We start from the raw sequence: 18,514 nt of genomic DNA on the forward strand, positions 1-18,514 counted from the left end.
TTTGAGGAGTCTGAATTGTGCCTGGTCTGAAGATTTCTATTTTGCAGCAACCTTTAGTGTGGATGGATGGCCCTGCCAACCTGCGCCACTTTGATCGTCAACTGGAAGGCATTACCGGGCGCGATGTGATTGTCCTGCCGGAGATGTTCACCACGGGTTTCGCGATGGAAGCCGCACAACAGTCGATGCCGCAGGATGAGGTGGTCGCCTGGATGCACGCCAAAGCGCAGCAGACCAACGCGCTGATCGCCGGGAGCGCCGCCCTGCAAACGGAACGCGGCCCGGTGAACCGCTTCCTGCTGGTTGAGCCGGAGGGGAAGGTCCATTTTTACGATAAACGTCACCTGTTCCGCATGGCCGATGAGCATCATCATTATCAAGCCGGCAACGAACGCGTGGTGTTTGAATGGCGCGGCTGGCGTATTCTGCCGCTGGTCTGCTACGACCTGCGCTTCCCGGTCTGGTCGCGCAACCGCAACGATTACGACCTGGCGCTGTATGTCGCCAACTGGCCTGCGCCGCGCTCCCTGCACTGGCAGTCGCTGCTGGTGGCACGCGCAATTGAAAACCAGGCGTACGTGGTGGGGTGTAACCGCGTGGGAACAGACGGCAACGGACATCACTACCGGGGCGATAGCCGGGTGGTGAATCCGCAGGGCGAGATCATCGCCACCGCCGAACCGCATCAGGCGACGCGTATTGATGCCGAGCTGTCGTTGACGGCGCTGAAGGAGTATCGCGAGAAGTTCCCCGCCTGGCAGGATGCGGATCCGTTTAGTATTGGCTGAAAAAAGCCGGGTGGCGGCTATGCCTTACCCGGCCTACAAAAAGCACAGCGTAGGCCCGGTAAGCGCAGCGCCACCGGGCGTTAATCAACTCACCAGCGCCTGCCCGTCTTTGCGGCTCTCCGTCGCGGCCACGTAGTGCCCTTCCGGCATCCGGTAAATCACCTGCGCACCGCCAAAGTTATACTCCTGGAGCGGATCTTCCACGACGATGTGGTGGCCACGTTCACGCAGGGCAGCAATGGTGTTGCGATCGAACGTCGCTTCGACGATCACCTCCCGGCCCTGCACCACGCGCCAGCGCGGGGCGTCGATTGCCGCCTGCGGGTTTTGCCCGTGCAGCATGATGCGCAGCGCCATCTGCATATGCCCTTGCGCCTGCATTGGCCCACCCATCACACCAAAAGACATCAGCGGCTGGCCGTTGCCGTCCATCGCAAAACCCGGAATGATGGTGTGGAACGGACGCTTGCTGCCCGCCAGCGCGTTCGGGTGCTTCGGATCCAGCACAAATCCGCAGCCGCGGTTTTGCAGGCTGATGCCGGTATCCGGCACCACAATCCCTGAACCAAAGCCCATATAGTTGGACTGGATAAACGAAACCATCATCCCGCTGGCATCTGCGGTGCTGATGTAGACCGTGCCGCTCTGCGTCGGCGAACCGTACTCAAAATCCGAGGCTTTATCAGGGTCGATAAGCGCCGCGCGCGATTTCAGATAATGGTCGCTCAGCAGCTCTTTAGCCGCAAACTCCATGTGCGCTTCATCCGCCACGTAGCGGTCGAGATCCGCCAGCGCCAGCTTCATCGCCTCAATGGATAAATGCAGGGATTGCACGGAGTCCGGGTGATGGTGCTCAATGCCGCACTGCTCCAGAATGCCGAGCGCAATCAACGTGGCGATCCCCTGCCCGTTCGGCGGCAGCTCCTGCACCGAACCGCCGGCAAAGTCGCGCGACAACAGATCCACCCAGTCCACACGATGGTTCGCCAGATCCTCAGCCGTCAGATGTGCGCCGTGCGCTTTGGCGAAGGCGGCAATTTTCTGCGCCAGCTCGCCCCGGTAAAACGCCTCGCCGTTGGTTTTTGCAATCAGCTCCAGCGAGTTCGCCTGCGCCGGGTTACGGAAGATCTCCCCTACGCGCGGGGCGCGGCCTTCCGGTGCGAAGCAGGCGCTAAAGCCCGGCTGGTCTTTGAGTTTGTTATAACCGCGCTGCCAGAGATGGCCAATCAACGGTGAGACGGGGAAACCGTTACGCGCATACTCAATGGCAGGCTGCGCCAGCGTGGTCAGCGGCAGCGTGCCAAAACGTTCCGCCAGCGCCACCCAGCCCGATACCGCACCGGGCACGGTTACCGCATCCCAGCCGATTTCCGGCATCGCCATTTTGCCAGCGAACAGATCTGCATGCCAGCTCGCAGGCGAACGGCCAGAGGCGTTCAGGCCGTGGAGCTTTTCACCATCCCAGACGATGGCGAAGGCATCGCTGCCAATCCCGTTACCGGTGGGTTCAACCACCGTCAGCGCCATCGCGGTGGCGACAGCCGCATCAACGGCGTTGCCGCCCAGCTGCAGCATCTTCATCCCCGCCTGCGCCGCCAACGGCTGCGAGGTGGCAACCGCGTTATGGCCCATCATCGGCGGGCGTCGTGAAGCGTAACCGGACGTAAAATCAAGCGCTTTGGTCATCATGACTCCTTAGTCGTGGCGCGGATCGAGCGCATCGCGCAGCCCGTCGCCGAGTAAATTAAAGCCCTGCACGGCAAGGAAAATCGCCACGCCGGGGAAGACGGACATCCAGGGCGCCTGCTCAAGGAAGCCTTTGGCGGTGTTAAGCATTGAGCCCCAGGAGGGGTTTGGCGGCTGCTGCCCCAGACCCAGAAACGAGAGACTGGCTTCGGCGATAATCGCCGAGGCAATGGCCAGCGTGGCCTGCACCAGAATGGGTGACATGACGTTCGGCAGGACATATTTGATGATGATCCAGCGATCCGGCAGGCCAATTGCCCGCGCGCCGTCGATGTACTCTTCGTTGCGAATGGCGATCACCTGGCCGCGCGTGAGACGGGCGAAGATCGGCATCGCGGAAAGGCCAATGGCGATCATGGCGTTGGTCAGGCTTGGCCCTAAAAACGCCCCGAGGGCGATCGCCATGATCAGGAACGGACAGGCCAGCAGCGCTTCGATAACGCGTGAGATCACCCCATCCCACATCTTCTGAAAGTAACCAGCCACCAGCCCCAGCGGCACGCCGATGACCACGGCGATGACTACCGACATACACCCCGCCATCAGCGAGGTTCTGGCTCCCCAGATAATGCGGGATAAAATATCGCGCCCCAGCTCGTCGGTGCCGAACCAGTACATCGCCGAGGGCGCTTTACGCACCGCGAGGAAATTCGCCTTCACCGGATCGAACGGCGCGATCCACGGTGCAAGCAGCGCCACCAGCACAAAGAAGCCCACAATCACCGCGCCGATCACCGCGCTTTTATTGGCGAGAAATTTCTTCAGCACCCGGTTCTGTGCGCGGGGCAGAACCGGCGCAACGGTTTGAGTTGTCAGTTCCGCCATGGTTAACCTCGCATTTTCGGATTGATGAGAACGTACAGCACATCGGCCAGCAGGTTCAGCAACAGGAAGCCAATCGCCACGATCAGTACCACGCCCTGCACCACCGCGTAGTCGCGGTTAAACACCGAGTCGACGATCATTTTGCCAAATCCCGGAATGGTGAAGACCTGCTCGGTCAGCACCGCGCCGCCCAGCAGCTCGCCGAACAGCAGCGTGGTAAGCGTGATCACCGGTACCAGCGCGTTGCGAAACGCATGCTTGATAATGACGGCTTTTGGCAGCAACCCTTTGGCCCGCGCGGTGCGGATGTAGTCAGCTTTGAGCACGGCGATCATGGAGGCGCGGGTATGGCGCATCAGCGTGGCCGCCAGCCCGGTGCCGAGCACGGCGGCAGGCAGCAGCAACGTCCGCAGGTTCTGCACCGGATCTTCACTAAACGGCACAAACCCGGACGCTGGCAGCCACTGCAGATTGACCGAAAAGACCAGTATCAGCAGGATCCCGAGCCAGAAGTGCGGTATCGAGATCCCGGAGATCGCCACAAAGTTCGCCCCGTGATCGACCCAGCTGTTTTTGTTCACCGCCGCGAGGATCCCCATGCTGATGCCGAACACCAGGGCGATGATCATCGCCAGCAGCGACAGCTCCAGCGTGACCGGCAGTTTGCTGGCAATAAGCTTGGTTACCGGTTCGTGCGTGCGTAAGGAGACCCCAAGATCGCCCTGCAGCGCGCGCGTCAGCCAGTGGAAATACTGCACCGGGATGGGCACATCCAGATTGAGCTCAGCGCGCAGCTGGGCGATCACCGCCGGATCGCGCTCTTCGCCCGCCATGGCGATGAGCGGATCGCCGGGCAGCAGCTTCTGCAGCCCGAACACCATCATACTCACCAGCAATAGCGTCGGAATGGCCAGCAGCAGACGTTTGCAAATCAGTTCCAGCATGGTCTCTCCTCGGGACGGTTATTTCGCCAGCGTCACACCGGCCAGACGAACGATGCCGTCCGGGTACGGCTTAAAGCCCTGCACGCTTTTGTTCAGGCCGAAAATGCGCGGCTCGAAGTAGAGGTAGGCAACAGGCATATCGGTTTGCAGCTGCTTCACTACCTTGTCGTACAGCGGCTGGCGAACGGCTTTATCGTTGCTGAGACGCGCCTGGGTCAGCCACTCATCGACCTGCGCATTGCTGTAACGGCCGTCGTTAAGCGTCCCTTTGCTGTGGATAAAACCGTAGATGCTGCCATCCGGGTCCGGGCGTCCTGACCAGCCGGAGAAGCTCAGCTGGTAATCACCGCTCTGCTGGCGATCGAGCAGCGTGGCGAACTCGGTCATCTGCAGATTCAGGGTAAAGCCCGCCTCAGCCACCATCGCCTGCAATACCTGGCCGACCTGCTGCGAGGTTGGGTTGTTCGGCACCAGCAGATTCACGTTCAGCGGCGTCGCGACGCCTGCGGCTTTAAGCAGCGCTTTCGCCTTGTCGACGTCACGCGGGGGCACCGGCAGGTTGACGTGATACGGGCTTACCGTCGAAAACGGCTGGTTGGCAGGCGTATAGAGTCCTTCAAAGACCACCTGATTGAGCGCATCACGGTCAATGGCCTGAGAGAACGCTTCACGCACGCGGGCGTCCTTGAACGGATCGTTCGCTGGCACCTTGCCATTATTGATATTGAAGGTGATGCCCTGATACCCGAGGCCGGTCACCTTCGCCAGCGCCAGCTTGCTGTCGGCTTCGACGGTTTTAACGTCGCTGGCAGCAATGCCCTCGGTCAGATCGAGATCGCCCGCGCGCAGGTTCGCCAGACGCACGGAGGCATCCGGGATCGGCAGATAGATGATCTTGTCGAAGTGGTAAGCGTCTTTATTCCAGTAGTTGTCGAAACGAGTCAGAACAATGCGATCCTGGGAGACGCGGCTGTCGAACTTATAAGGACCGGAGCAGACGGGATGGGCGGCAAAGTCCGGCTTTTTCGCCGCTTCGGGGGCCATCATCGCCCCGGCGCGGTCGGTGAGCTGCATTAACAGGGCAGCATCGGGGGTTTTCAGGTGCAGGGCGATCTGCATCGGGCCGGTGACCTCAACGGACTCCACGGACGATATTTCACTTTTACGCAGAGAGCCTTTTAAGGTCAGCGCCCGGTCGAGGTTGTATTTTGCCGCTGCCGCATCGAATTTTTCGCCGTCATGGAAGGTGACGCCTTCACGCAAATTGAAGGTCAGGGTTTTGCCATCCTCGCTCCAGGTCCACTCTTTCGCCAGACCCGGCACCACTTTCAGGTTTTCGTCCACATCCACCAGCCTGTCGCACAGGGAGGCAAAAACGAAGCGGCCATAATAGGTGCGCGCCAGATGCGGATCGAGCATGTCCGGGTCTGCACCCAGCCCTACTCGCAGCACGCTTTCAGCATGGGCGGGCAGCGCCGCGCCGAGCAACATAACACTTCCAAGTACGGTCAAAAGAGAATTACGCATTGTCATTATCATGAGTTCCTTGAAGGAAGGGAGGAGTGAGAGGCCGCGTGTTCAAACAGCGCGCGGCGGCGCAGAAAGGCGGCAGACGGCGGTGCTATCTGGATAACACTGCGATCGCGGTTAATCTCCTGCCAGCGGTGGCAGGCAATCTGGCGTCCGCCTTCTAGCACCTGGTTAATGGGCTCGGCAAGGCGACATTCATCCGTGGCATACGGACAACGGGTATGGAATCGGCACCCGGACGGGGGATCGGCCGGGTTCGGTAAATCCCCTTGCAGCAACGGGGCAGCGCGTCGGGCGCCCGGCTGCATCTGCGGTGCAGAGGCGATGAGCGCCTGGGTGTAAGGATGGAGAGGCGCGTCAAAGATCTCGTCGACGCTGGCAAGCTCAACGATCTGCCCGAGATACATCACTGCCACGCGGTCGCTCATATGGCGGATGACCGCCAGGCCGTGGGCAACAATCACCATCGTTAGCCCCAGCTGATGCTTCAGGCTTTCCAGCAGATTGATCACCTGCGCCTGCACGGAAACATCCAGCGCCGAGACGGGCTCGTCTCCCAGCAGCAGTTTTGGCCCGGAGGCCAGCGCACGCGCAATACCAATGCGCTGGCGTTGCCCACCTGAAAACTCGTGCGGAAAACGCGCCGCCCAGGCGGCAGGCAGACCCACGGTTTTAAGCAGTTCCGCAACGCGATAGTGACGATCGGCTTTTTTCATCTCCTGATGCAGCCACAGCGGCTCACCCACAATCTGCTCAACCGTCATGCGCGGGTTTAGCGACGCAAAAGGATCCTGAAAAATAATCTGTAATTCCCGGCGCAGCTGGTTGAGACGAGCTCCTGAGGCGTGTGTGATCTCTTCCCCCTGATAAAACACGCGTCCTTCGCTGGCGGCCAGCAAACGCAGCAGCAGACGGCCGAGCGTGGATTTGCCGGACCCGGACTCCCCGACAATCGCCAGCGTTTCGCCGGGCATCACGGAGAGGGAGACGCGATCCACCGCCGTCACAAAGCGGGCTGGAGTAAAAAGCTTCTTCGGGCCGGGGAAGCGCTTGCTCAGGTCAAGGGCTTCAAGAATGGGCGTGGTCATGCGATCTCTCCCAGCGCAATGTGTTGTTCCAGCGGCACGCGGAAGCAGGCGACCAGATGGTCAGCCCCCTGCACCGCGAGCGACGGTTTTTCGTTATGGCAGCGTGTTTGCGCGAAGGGGCAGCGGGTCGCAAAGCGGCAGCCTTTCGGCATGGATTCCGCCAGGGGAACCGCGCCGGGAATGGTGGCGAGCGGCCCTTTACGCGCGCCCGCGGACGGAATAGAGCCCATCAGACCAATGGTGTACGGGTGCTGCGGATCGGCAAAGATGGCCTCGACGCTCCCCTGCTCCACCACCTGCCCGGCATACATCACCGCCACCTGCTGCGCCACTTCCGCCACCACGCCTAAATCATGGGTGATCATCAGCACCGCCGTACCGGTCTCCTCTTTTAAGGTGTTGAGCAGTGCGAGGATTTGCGCCTGAATGGTGACGTCCAGTGCGGTGGTCGGCTCGTCGGCAATCAACAAACGCGGATGGTTAATGAGCGCCATCGCAATCATCACGCGCTGGCGCATGCCGCCGGAAAGCTGGTGCGGATACGCTTTCAGGCGCATCTCTGCCGCCGGGATCTGCACCTTCTCCAGGATTTGCAGCGCGGTATTCATCGCCTGCGCACGCGAAACGTTCTGATGGCGCATAACCGCTTCGCTGAGCTGGTCCCCAAGGGTAAAGGCGGGGTTAAGCGACGTCATCGGCTCCTGGAAAATCATCGCCAGCTCGTTACCGCGGAGATCGGCATATTCCCGCGGGGAGAGCTTTCGCAGATCGTGGCGACGAAACTGCATATCGCCGCTGACAATCTGCGCGCTGGCGGGCAGTAGCCCCATCAGCGCTAAGGAGGTGATACTTTTCCCGCAGCCGGACTCCCCCACCAGCGCCAGCGTTTCACCCGCTTTGACCGTCAGCGAGATACCGTCAAGCACGCTCACCGGCGATCCGGCGAACTTAACGTTGAGGTTTTGCAGGCGCAGTACCGGAGTGGCTTCCTTAAACGGAATCGTCGTCATAGCGTGATGTCGTCCTCAAGGTGGATCGCCTGTATCAGGGCATTTTGCAGGCTAAGCAGATGTTCGCGCATGGCGGCCGCTGCTTCGTTGGGCTGGCGATGGATAATCGCGGACATGATTTTATGATGATGGTCGTTGTAGACATCGACCCGTTCGGGGGTTCGGGCAAGCTCACGCAAATGCTGCCAGCCTGGCTCACGCCTGACGGCATCAATGGCATCAAAAAGACCGAGCATCAGGCGATTGCCTGCGGCCTCCGCAATGGCGCGGTGAAAGGCGCTGTCCCACAGTTCATTCAGATCGCGGTCGTCCGGGCTGACCTTATCGATGCGTTCCAGCATGCGCTGCATGAGCGCGAGGTTTTCCCTGGTGGCACGCAGTGCCGCAAGCCGGGCTAAGCCGGGTTCGAGCTGTAGACGAGCTTCCATCACTTCCAGAAGGTTGGTTTGCTGAACCAATCCCTGAAGGGCCAGCGGTTCCACAGGCGCAGCAGGACCAATAAAGGTGCCTTTGCCCTGCTTACGCCAGATCCGCCCCTCTTCTTCCAGCACATCCAGCGCACGACGTACTTCACGTCGTCCTACGCCGAGAGTTTCCGACAGCTCACGTTCCGTGGGCAGCGGAAGGCCTGGTGTTGACTCGTGCTGGTGAATAAGACCGCGCAATTGTTCAAGCGCGGTGCTGGAATTTGCCAGAAACCGTGACGGTTTTTCCATATTGGTTCGCTCGCTTTCATCATGACTTTATTGTTATTAACGATAAGTTATTGATATGAGGCGCTACTTATCGTGCTAATGATTAAGCAATAAACGAACCAATTTTATATTGGTTCAAAATTTCGCAGTGTAAAGGGTGATAACCAGTTAATTTATAAGCAGAACATCAAAAACGAATTGGCCCGTCAAACGTTGCGCCAGTACATTAGCCATCCCGTTCACTGCACAAAAAGAGTGCAACAAACGCACCAAAAACGATCAAATGTTAAATAAATGCACTAGATATGTATACTTTTTGTTAACTAAAGATTATGTAACCGATAAAACAGGCAAAGATGCCGCCGGTTGGTAACGCCGGGCACTGATATAACGGATGACGAGTCACAAGAAAGAGGTAAATAATACGCTTTATAAACAGGACAACTATTTTCCCCGGCTATATTTAAATACGTATTTTATTGCTTCACGCCGCTTACTTTAGTTAATAAAGTCCGTGCTTTTTCGGCTTATTAAACCGTGTCCCTCACCCGGTATTTCAGAAAGTAAACGACTCTGCCAAAAATTAACCAAAAAACAACAATTACAGCATTTTAGATAAAAATAAATGAATCTCACTCTCATTTAAGAACTTTTACAACTGCTTGTTTTATATAAAATTAGTTCTTAAATTGCATTCATAATAGTCAGTTCAGACTATTTAATTAAGATTATTACCTGGCCCAGCATATGATTATTCCTAAAGAACGACGGCGTTTGTCAGACTCCGGCTTAATATCATTAACGTAAGAAAACATCGCGTGTGAGGTATAATATGTACTGTGCAACTAACAATCCTGGCTATTTATCTCATACGGGTGGACAACCCGTTTGTCATACCCCTGACATGCGTTGTTATGGTTGCGAAAAGCAATGCCGCTTTAATACGTCTGAAGATGGCCAAAACCGTGATTGCCACGCGCTTGAATATTATATCTGGCCTGATAATAATACCTTTTTGGTTGAAGGCATTCGTCATCACTTTGGCGAGGTAAATGATAAATATATTTCGCAGCCGGTTGTCATCATCGACTTCAGTCATAAAAACATCAATTATTTTTTATCTGAAAACTGGTTAGATCAGTTCAAAAACATGAGACTAATTCTTGTCACTGATAAAAAGATGACGGCAATTGCGCACTACTGGTTTTACAACGACACGTTAGAAACCACTATCAGTTCAATTATCTTTTATGACGATAGCGCAGAAGAAGTCTCGACGAAACTGAAAAAAACGTTCCTGGCAAAAACGATTAAACCGACAGGTAACAGACCCAAACTGAGTCAGAATGAATTCAGCCTGTTTTCATTCCTCTTTAACGGATGGTCGCCAAAGAAAATCGCCTACCGGAACGGCACCAGTGTTAAAAACACTTACGCGATGAAGAACCGAATTGAACGCAAGCTGGGCGTGTCCATCACACGGCTTGCAAGTTAGTGTAAAACTGACAATACGCTCTGTCGAAAATTCCTGGACGAGCAGAGCGTACTCTGACTGTCACTCGTGTTTTTCCGTAATGCATAATTAAGCTGATTGTTGATATATTACATAATATTTTACATATATTATATGGACGCGTAGCGTTTGATCACATGAACATTATTACTATTAAACAAAATGAGAATGACAACTACACTATGCGTTGTTACGGATGTGTGCATAAATGCGCCTATGCCTCCATTCGCAGTACAAAGTGCGATGAATGTTCGGGAGCCGAGTTTTATATTTGGCCAGAAAATAACTCATTTCTGATAGAAGGCATTTTACAATACTTTGCTGATATTAATTCAAAAATAATTTCACAACCCATTGTCGTGATAGACTTTAATTACAAGAATATAAATTACTTCTTATCAAACAATTGGTTATCTCAGTTCAGAAACTCGCGCCTGATTCTGATCACCGATAAAAAAATGGCGGCCATTGCCCACTACTGGTTCTACAACGATACGGCAGACACGATCATCAGTACGGTCATCTTTCATGATGACCTGGCCGAGGATATCAAAATGAAGATCAGTCAGTCCTTTATGGGGAAAATAATACGGCCTTCAGAAAAAAGAGCCAAACTTAGCGCAAATGAATATGCACTCTTTTCTGAACTGTATAAGGGCCAACTGCCTAAAAAGATTGCCATGAAAAATGCCACGAATGTCAAAAACATTTACGCCATGAAAATAAGAATTGAAACAAAGCTGGGCGTTCCCATTTCAAGACTGGCGAGCTAATACGTCCACGTAAGAAAGAGACGTTAAAACATCAGCATAGCAAATATGACGTAGAGTATTCTTAAAGGAACAGTTACTTTTCCTTATTGTGTGTAAGAGGGATAAAACCCTACACTACGATATTACCAGCGCTTGTATTTTTACATAATCCACCCGCGTCACCCGTTGTATTTACGGATGCCCCTGGTCGTTTTTAAATAACATATTCTTTACTTTTTAATTCTAAGTGAGGAACGCAACTACAGGTCTGAATTCGAAAATGAATACGCATCTCTCCACGGTAAAAATTAATTCAGAGCATACTCTTGATGATATAGAAGCCCCTGAAAAAGATTCTCTTCTGTGGGGCGTTGAATGGCTTTGTGGGCATCATTCTAAGTATGCCAGCAAAGAGGTGCTGTATGCAGGCCTGCCAAAAAGCGACAAGCTGGAGCCTGAAATGGCATTACGTATGCTTGAGCAGATGGGCATATCCGCCGGTTGGGTTAAGCGCGATCTGAATTCGCTTTCCTCCTGGCTGTTCCCTTTGCTTATTGCACGCAAAGACGGGACATACTGCATTCTTACCGCGCGCAATGGAAAGCGCGGGCAACATACGTATCAGATTGTGGTACCTGAAAACAACGGAACGCTCCTCGTTGCAGAGGCGGATTTACACGAGGCTTATGGCGGTTATGCCCTTGTGACGACGCCAAAACCCACGCTGGACGCGCGTGCTGAAGACCAACTGTTACCAAAAGCCCAGGATGAAGGTCACTGGCTCTATTCCACGCTGTGGCGCTACCGGCATTACTTCTACAGCGCGGCACTGGCTGCGCTGCTGGCGAACATTCTTACGCTTGCCGGTACCTTCTTCACCATGAACGTCTATGACCGCGTGATCCCCACCCAGGCGTACGTCACCCTGTGGTCGCTGGCGATTGGCGTGGTGATTGCCATTATTTTTGAATTTGCCAGCCGACAAATCCGCGCCTATTTGATCGACATCGCCGGTAAAAAAGCAGATCTGATCCTCGGGGCGAAGCTGTTTCGCCAGGTGATGTCGATGCGCATGGAATACAAGCCGCAATCCTCCGGAACCTTTGCGAACCAGTTACGCGATTTTGAGGCCGTCCGCGACTTTATCACCTCTGCGACCCTCGCCACGCTGTCCGATTTGCCGTTCTGTCTGCTGTTCATGTTCATCATTTACATGATTGGCGGCCCACTGGCCGTTGTACCGCTGGTCGCCATGCCACTGATTTTGATTGTTAGCGTCATTATCCAGTGGCCGCTGGGTCGCTACATGGAAGAAAACGTCCGGGAAATTTCGCTTAAGCAGGGTCTGCTGATCGAGAGCATCGAAGGGCTTGAGGCCTTAAAAGCCGCTCAGGGCGAAGGGGTGATGCAAAAGCGCTGGAATGATTTCAGCGCACTGGCTGCGGCGTCCTCGATGAAAACCCGCTATCTCTCCATGCTGACCACCAACTTTGTCTCTTTTGTGCAGCAAATCACCACCGTCTGCATCGTGGTGCTCGGCGTCTATTTAATCCATGCCGGAGAGCTGACCATGGGGGCCATGATTGGGGTGGTGATCCTCTCCAGCCGTTCGCTCGCGCCTCTGGCCTCCGTGGTCGGTCTGGCGCTGCGTTATCAGCACGCTAAAACCGCGCTGAAATCCCTTAACCAGCTGATGGAAACACCGACCGAGCGCGATGCGCTGATCAATTATCTGCCGACGCCCAATTTCACCGGCAGCCTGCGTCTGAAAAAGGTGGGATTCACCTATCCGGTACCGGGAATGATGGTCGCGCCACGCATTCTGGACAATATCAATATCAACATCGAGGCCGGGGAGCAGGTGGCCGTGCTGGGCAAAATTGGCAGCGGTAAGTCGACCCTGCTGCGCGTGATGGCGCGCCTGTACCAGCAGAGCAGCGGACAGCTTTTCATTGATGGTGTGGATGCGACACAGGTTGATCCCGCCGACTGGCGCGCTGCGGTGGGCTACGTCGGGCAGGACTGCCGCCTGTTTTACGGCACCCTGCGCCATAACATCATCATTGGCAACCCGGGCGTGAGCACGGAAGAGTTTCTGCGGGTGGTTCGCCTGACCGGGCTTGATCACGTGGCGGCCAGACATCCACTGGGTTTTGACATGCCTATCGGCGAAATGGGCAATTGCCTTTCCGGTGGACAAAAACAGCTCGTCGCCCTCGCCCGCTGCCTGTTGCTACGACCAAAGATTTTGCTGATGGATGAACCCACCAGCTCAATGGATGCGATGACGGAAACCCTGTTCCTTCGTCGGCTCAAAGAAGCGACGCAAGGACAAACGCTGGTCATTGTGACCCACCGCATGTCCGTACTGAGCCTGGTAGAGCGTCTGATCGTCATGGAAGACGGACACGTAGTGAAAGACGGTCCCAAAGATCAGGTGATGGCCAGCCTGAATGAGAATGTCATGAAGAAAAAGCAAGCAATGCATTCAGTCGAAGAGAAGCAACAGAAACAAGGTGTGAATGAATGATGAACGAGGACGAAGTGAATCATAACGCCTCAAAGGGAGAGGCCGAAACGGATGCAGGCGTACCCTCAACGGCACTGGAAAACGTGAACGCTACGCAGAGAGCAGGCACCGGGCTGGCATTACACCCTGCACAGCCAACGGGGAAAGTGAAAGCCGACGATCTGAAATTCATGCACGACCTGCAGGGCGCGCTGATCGCACAGAAGACCCCTTTCAGCATGATCATGCTCTACACCATCACCCTGGTTGTGGTGGTGGCGCTGGTCTGGGCGCATTTCGCCCGGGTTGAGGAGATTACCCGTGGCGACGGGAAAGTGATCCCCGCCAGCCGCGAGCAGCTCATTCAGAGCCTGGAAGGCGGCATTCTCGAAGAGCTGAATGTGCAGGAAGGCGACATCGTCGAGAAAGGCCAGATTCTGCTGAAGATTGACCCGACTCGCGCCGGGGCCAGCTATGGCGAATCGTTGTCCAAAGTGCAGGGGCTGAAAGGCAGCATTGCCCGTCTGAGGGCGGAAGCCTACGACACGCCACTGACCTTCCCGCCGGATATCGCCGGGATTGAGTCAATCGTGCGTGATGAGACCCAGGCCTATAACGCCCGCCTGAAAACCCTGAATGAAAGCGTAGAGGCCTTAAAACGGAGCCTGACGCTGGCGCAAAACGAGGTCAGTCTGTCGGAGCCGCTGGCGCGCCGAGGGTTAATGTCGGATGTCGAAATCCTGCGCCTCAAGCGCCAGGCGAACGAATTCAGCCTGCAGATCACCGAGCGTACCAACCGCTTCCGCTCTGATGCCAACAGCGAACTGAACCGACTGGAATCCGAGCTGGCGCAGGCGGAAGAAATTCTGCGCGGACGCCAGGACGTAATGAACCGTACCACGGTGGTGGCGCCCGTGCGCGGCACCGTCAACAACATCCGGGTGACAACCCGTGGCGGCGTCATTCAGCAGGGGGCGGAGATCATGACCCTTATTCCGCTTGAAGATAACCTGCTGGTTGAAGCCAAAATCAAACCCTCTGATGTGGCCTTTATCCATCCGGGCCTGCCCGCCACGGTAAAAATTACCGCCTACGACTATGCCATTTATGGCGGATTAAACGGTGTCGTTGAACACCTCAGTTCAGACACCCTGATCGATGAAGAGAAAGCCCGTCAGGGGCGTGGAGATTCTACCTATTACCGGGTGTTCGTCCGCACCGACCGTGCCGCGTTACAGGTAAAAGACAAGTCATTCCCGATCATGCCGGGAATGGTGGCAAACGTAGAAATCAGAACGGGGGAGAAGACCATTTTGTCTTACATCCTCAAACCGATACTGAAAGCGCGCGAAGCCTTCAGGGAGAGATAATTATATGGTTAAGGCACGTAAAGAGCGTCGTTGGGCAAGGGTAGCAACCGCAGTTGCACTCTGCTTGCCCTGCTCTTCTTTTGTCATTCCGCTGCACGCGGCTGACATTGCTCAGGCTAAAAGCAGCCTGGCGTCATTGCCGCCGATGCGCACACAGTCACAGCTCAACCGCGAAGTGCAGCCTGTGCAGCGGACGGTGTCGCACAGTGCGGCATCGCCGCGTTCGCTGCCCGCCATGCGTACCCAGTCGCAATACGCCAGTACGCAAAAGGCGATGCCAACGCAAGCCACTGCGCGCCCTGAACGTTACGCCTCTGCACCGACAGCCAGGGAGTTTGCCCCCGCCCCGTCAAAACCGGCGGAAAGCCGGGCTGCGCTGAAGAAAAACGCAGACTTCTTCCCGCCCGTCACCGAGTATTACAAACCGGACCCGGCGTACGCCGGGGTGCGTCGTGACGGCGGTGCGCGTCAAGCCATCAGCGGCATGTCGCAGGGCTACCGTGCCGGCAGTCAGGATTCGCTTGTTTTTCTGCGAAGCATGGTGGCCAGAGCGCTGGCGTATAGCCCGGAACTGCGGGCCGCCTCAGCAGAGGTGATGGCGTCTGACTACATGGTCGATCAGGTAAAAGGCCAGCGCATGCCCCAGGTACGTCTGGGCGTAACCTCGCCGCTGTCGACCGTGGGCGGCGATCGCCAGTCGTCATCCAACAATAGCCATATCAGCGACTCAAGCGGCACGATCTCCGTTAATACGCCGATTATTGACTGGGGAAGGATCAGTAACCAGGTGGACAACTCTCTGGAAACGGCAAAAGCAGCCCGTTATTCAAAAGAGTATTCCCGCGAACAGCTGGCCTACAACACCGTGTCCGAGCTGATGAACATGGGGCGTTACCAGCACAGTAAGGTTGTGGCGAAACAGTATGTTGGCCGCATGAAAGAGCTGGTCACCATGCTATCGCAAATTACCCAGGCAGACCGCGGCAGAGAGAGTGAACTGGTGCAGGCCAAAGCAAAACTGATGTCGGCCCAGGCAAGTCTCGACAACATTGAGCATCAGCTGAGTGCCAGCAAAATTAAACTGGTGCGTCTGCTGGGGATCGAGCCTGAATTACCGGAAGGCATAAGCTGGCACGACACGGTCATCCCGGCGTCGGTGGCGCTTTCTGGGCTGGATAAAAACCCGATGATGCTGAACCTGCAGTCCAAAGTCCGGGCGGCGGAGTATGAGGCTGAAAGCATTAAATCGTCGGCCCTGCCGCAGGTGAACTGGGTCATCTCCAAAAGCACCGCCAAAGACAGCAACGGCAACGAAGCGGGTTGGTATACGGGCTTAAACGTCGAGTGGGAGGCGTTTAGCGGCGGCTCTCAGCGTGCCGCTGAGATGTCGGCACGGGCGAAAGCCAATATGGCGCAGCAGCAATATGAAGTGAGTTACAAAGATCTGGAGTATCAGATTAACTATCAGATTCAGGTACGTGACTCCTCTTTCCTGCGCGCCGATGATTACGATCGCCTGACAAGTGAAACGGATCGGGTGCGTCGTATGTTCTACGAACAGTGGTATCACCTTGGCAAACGCACCTTGCTCGACGTGCTGACGGCAGAAAACGATCATTTTAATAATCAGCTTTCTGCCATTAACAACCGCTACGACGGCTATATTTCCAACATTAACGTCATTGCCAGCGCCTCCATGCTGCTGTCATGGATGAAAATGAGCTAAGCGAAACAGACGTAATAAAAAGCCAGACCGTCAGTGATGAGGGTCTGGCTTTTTTATGTCTTTCAGAAGGCGACTACCAGGGGGTGTCCTCTCTGCTGATCTCCGCCCAGCGCAGATACATATCGCTCGACATCATAAAATCGGTATGCCATTTCCACCAGGTGTGCAGCGTGTAGTACACCAGACATGGCAGATAGCAAAGCAGGAAATAGACCTCAAACCAGACCTGCCATCCCGAAAGCGTAAGCAGCACGCCGATAACAGCCGACCAGACACATTCCACGCCCACCAGCATCACCAGCCGCAGCCATAATGGTTTCTCTGACAGCGTCCTCCACGGGATTGACGGGGAAAAATAGAGATCAATCTCGTTAAGGAACAGATGCCCCAGAAACACATAGCGTCGGGTAAAGCGCAAGAACAGCAGATTAATTGCCAGCACCACCACGCAGAGCACCACCATGGTAATGATGGCGGTTAAGGTGAAGTAGCGCCCATAGAGATCAAACTGCGCACTGTTGCGTAAGGGGCTGATGGTCAGGAGATTCATCACCACACTCATCACGACAGCAACGGCCACATACTGTGAAAGCTGCGTGTATTTTGCCTTGTCTCTGGCTGAGGCAACGACCTGCTGAATATAGACATGGCGCAGTGCGGCAAAGATCCCCCAGATAATCAGCGGCGCCACGAAAACCATGAACAGCAGCGTGATGCCTGGTGTGGTCAGCGCAAGGAAGAACCCCGTGATGCCCGCGAAAATCAGGATCGAGACGGCCAGCACGATAAACGGTTCGAAGATGATCGAATTCATTTTCGGGCTCTCTTTGCCGACAAATACCGACAAATCAACATTCTTGACGACGCATTTATAGGCCCAGAAGGCCTTAAGGTCGGCAATGAAGCTATACCCGATCAGCGCGAAAATACCGCTCGCGACCCAGGCATCCTGCCGGGAAAAAGAGAAACCGGCATTTTTCCAGTAAAAGCCCAGCAGGATAAACGTCACGATATAGATAAAAAGCACGTTTCTTTTATCCTGAAAACGGATGAAGGTTAAATAATCTGGAATCATAGCTCGGCCATTACATCCCTAACACTTTTCTGCAGTGCAGGACACGCCCGGCAGAAAAACCGGAAAAATCATTTAGCATCTGTCCCAGATAGGGTTTGTTGCTCATCTCCAGGAACAGCGGCTGGTCTGGATGATGGATGAATCTGGCCATGGAATCGGCCCATTTCACCGTCTGCGTCAGATGCAGGGAGAGGTTCTCTTTGATATTGTCCGGCACCGTTTCGACTCTGGCGGTCACATTCATCAGCACGTCATAGGCTGGCGAGGTGAAGGGCTGTCCCGCCAGGAAGTCACGCATCAATTGCACGCCCTCAGCCATTAAACGGGTATGCCAGGCCCCGCTGACGCCGAGCTTGATCGGCTCATAGCCTTCATCGGCCAGCACTTTGGCAAAATCACTCAGCGCAGGCGGGGTCCCGCCAATCACCTGCTGACGCGGGGTGTTGTCGCAGCTGATATCCAGCGCGATCCCGGAACGGGTGATGATGTCACTCAGCGTGGCAAAATCGGCCCCCTTCAGCGCCAGCATCGCGCCTTTCTGCTTTTTACTCACCGCATCCATGGTACTGGCGCGAAAATGCAGCGTACGGAACAGGGTCTCCAGCGAGATCGCGCCTGCCGCGTACAGGGCACTGTATTCGCCAACGCTATGGCCGCAGGCACCCACGACGCGCAGCGCCGGGAAGCGCTCGCGGCAGAGGCTATAAAGCGATACGTTGATCGCCGTAACGGCCAGCTGTTGTACCGTGGTCTGGATCAGCCTGTTCATCGGCCCCTTAAGGCAGAGTCGGCGCAGATCGAGGCCCGACACATCGCTGGCACAATCCCAGATCTGTTTCGTCGTTGCATTGAGATCCCACAGATCGCTGCCCATACCAATCACCGGGTTTCCCTGGCCGGAAAACAGCAGCACCACAGGCTGCGATGGATTATCAAGCGTCAT

General features: G+C 55.4%; 15 protein-coding genes. 6 read left to right on the forward strand and 9 right to left on the reverse strand.

Translation table 11 applies throughout. The features are described from left to right. The first annotated feature begins 17 nt into the window (after positions 1-17). Positions 18-788, forward strand: coding sequence for an amidohydrolase (locus tag PUZ33_RS14400; RefSeq protein WP_029882429.1), 771 nt, complete (start codon positions 18-20; stop codon positions 786-788). Between the two features lie 84 nt (positions 789-872). On the opposite strand, the gene PUZ33_RS14405 is transcribed toward PUZ33_RS14400, so the two are convergent. From PUZ33_RS14405 to PUZ33_RS14435, 7 genes are read right to left on the reverse strand one after another with little or no spacing between them, the layout of a single operon-like run. Further along, complete coding sequence (locus tag PUZ33_RS14405; RefSeq protein ID WP_058681414.1) at positions 873-2,474, reverse strand: gamma-glutamyltransferase family protein; 1,602 nt, start codon at positions 2,472-2,474, stop codon at positions 873-875. 9 nt (positions 2,475-2,483) lie between these two features. Continuing rightward, on the reverse strand, positions 2,484-3,359 hold the full coding sequence (locus tag PUZ33_RS14410) for an ABC transporter permease (RefSeq protein ID WP_013095723.1): 876 nt from the start codon (positions 3,357-3,359) through the stop codon (positions 2,484-2,486). Between the two features lie 2 nt (positions 3,360-3,361). Further along, a complete protein-coding gene (locus tag PUZ33_RS14415; RefSeq protein ID WP_058681413.1) occupies positions 3,362-4,303 on the reverse strand; it encodes an ABC transporter permease in 942 nt (313 codons plus the stop codon). Positions 4,304-4,321: 18 nt separating this feature from the next. Next, entirely contained in the window at positions 4,322-5,836 is a 1,515-nt protein-coding gene (locus tag PUZ33_RS14420; RefSeq protein WP_072203695.1) for an ABC transporter substrate-binding protein, read from the reverse strand. 2 nt (positions 5,837-5,838) lie between these two features. Beyond that, the gene (locus tag PUZ33_RS14425; RefSeq protein ID WP_057072649.1) at positions 5,839-6,921 is read right to left on the reverse strand and encodes an ABC transporter ATP-binding protein; all 1,083 of its coding nucleotides are present in this window, start codon (positions 6,919-6,921) and stop codon (positions 5,839-5,841) included. Beyond that, entirely contained in the window at positions 6,918-7,931 is a 1,014-nt protein-coding gene (locus tag PUZ33_RS14430) for an ABC transporter ATP-binding protein (protein WP_038982951.1), read from the reverse strand. The genes PUZ33_RS14425 and PUZ33_RS14430 overlap by 4 nt, the downstream gene beginning before the upstream one ends. Then, positions 7,928-8,647: a FadR/GntR family transcriptional regulator gene (locus PUZ33_RS14435; protein ID WP_013095718.1), complete on the reverse strand. Its 720-nt coding sequence runs from the start codon at positions 8,645-8,647 to the stop codon at positions 7,928-7,930. Before PUZ33_RS14435 ends, PUZ33_RS14430 begins: the two co-directional genes overlap by 4 nt. Before the next feature lie 811 nt (positions 8,648-9,458). Between PUZ33_RS14435 and PUZ33_RS14440 the strand changes: the two genes are divergently transcribed. From PUZ33_RS14440 to PUZ33_RS14460, 5 genes are all read left to right on the forward strand, one after another. After that, positions 9,459-10,121: a helix-turn-helix transcriptional regulator gene (locus tag PUZ33_RS14440; protein ID WP_072203694.1), complete on the forward strand. Its 663-nt coding sequence runs from the start codon at positions 9,459-9,461 to the stop codon at positions 10,119-10,121. Positions 10,122-10,276: 155 nt separating this feature from the next. Then, positions 10,277-10,912 (forward strand): hypothetical protein, encoded by a 636-nt coding sequence (locus tag PUZ33_RS14445; RefSeq protein WP_058661593.1) that lies wholly within the window; start codon positions 10,277-10,279, stop codon positions 10,910-10,912. 259 nt (positions 10,913-11,171) lie between these two features. Further along, entirely contained in the window at positions 11,172-13,421 is a 2,250-nt protein-coding gene (locus PUZ33_RS14450; RefSeq protein WP_062676551.1) for a type I secretion system permease/ATPase, read from the forward strand. Beyond that, positions 13,418-14,770, forward strand: coding sequence for an HlyD family type I secretion periplasmic adaptor subunit (locus PUZ33_RS14455; RefSeq protein ID WP_013095714.1), 1,353 nt, complete (start codon positions 13,418-13,420; stop codon positions 14,768-14,770). Before PUZ33_RS14450 ends, PUZ33_RS14455 begins: the two co-directional genes overlap by 4 nt. A 4-nt stretch (positions 14,771-14,774) precedes the next feature. Further along, the gene (locus PUZ33_RS14460) at positions 14,775-16,496 is read left to right on the forward strand and encodes a TolC family protein (protein WP_252107810.1); all 1,722 of its coding nucleotides are present in this window, start codon (positions 14,775-14,777) and stop codon (positions 16,494-16,496) included. 73 nt (positions 16,497-16,569) lie between these two features. On the opposite strand, the gene PUZ33_RS14465 is transcribed toward PUZ33_RS14460, so the two are convergent. Further along, positions 16,570-17,571: a hypothetical protein gene (locus tag PUZ33_RS14465; RefSeq protein ID WP_062676549.1), complete on the reverse strand. Its 1,002-nt coding sequence runs from the start codon at positions 17,569-17,571 to the stop codon at positions 16,570-16,572. A gap of 10 nt (positions 17,572-17,581) precedes the next feature. Beyond that, positions 17,582-18,514 (reverse strand): ACP S-malonyltransferase, encoded by a 933-nt coding sequence (locus PUZ33_RS14470; protein WP_062676548.1) that lies wholly within the window; start codon positions 18,512-18,514, stop codon positions 17,582-17,584.

Source organism: Enterobacter cloacae complex sp. 2022EL-00981 (genome assembly GCF_028737495.1).
In the GTDB taxonomy this organism is placed as follows: domain Bacteria; phylum Pseudomonadota; class Gammaproteobacteria; order Enterobacterales; family Enterobacteriaceae; genus Enterobacter; species Enterobacter cloacae.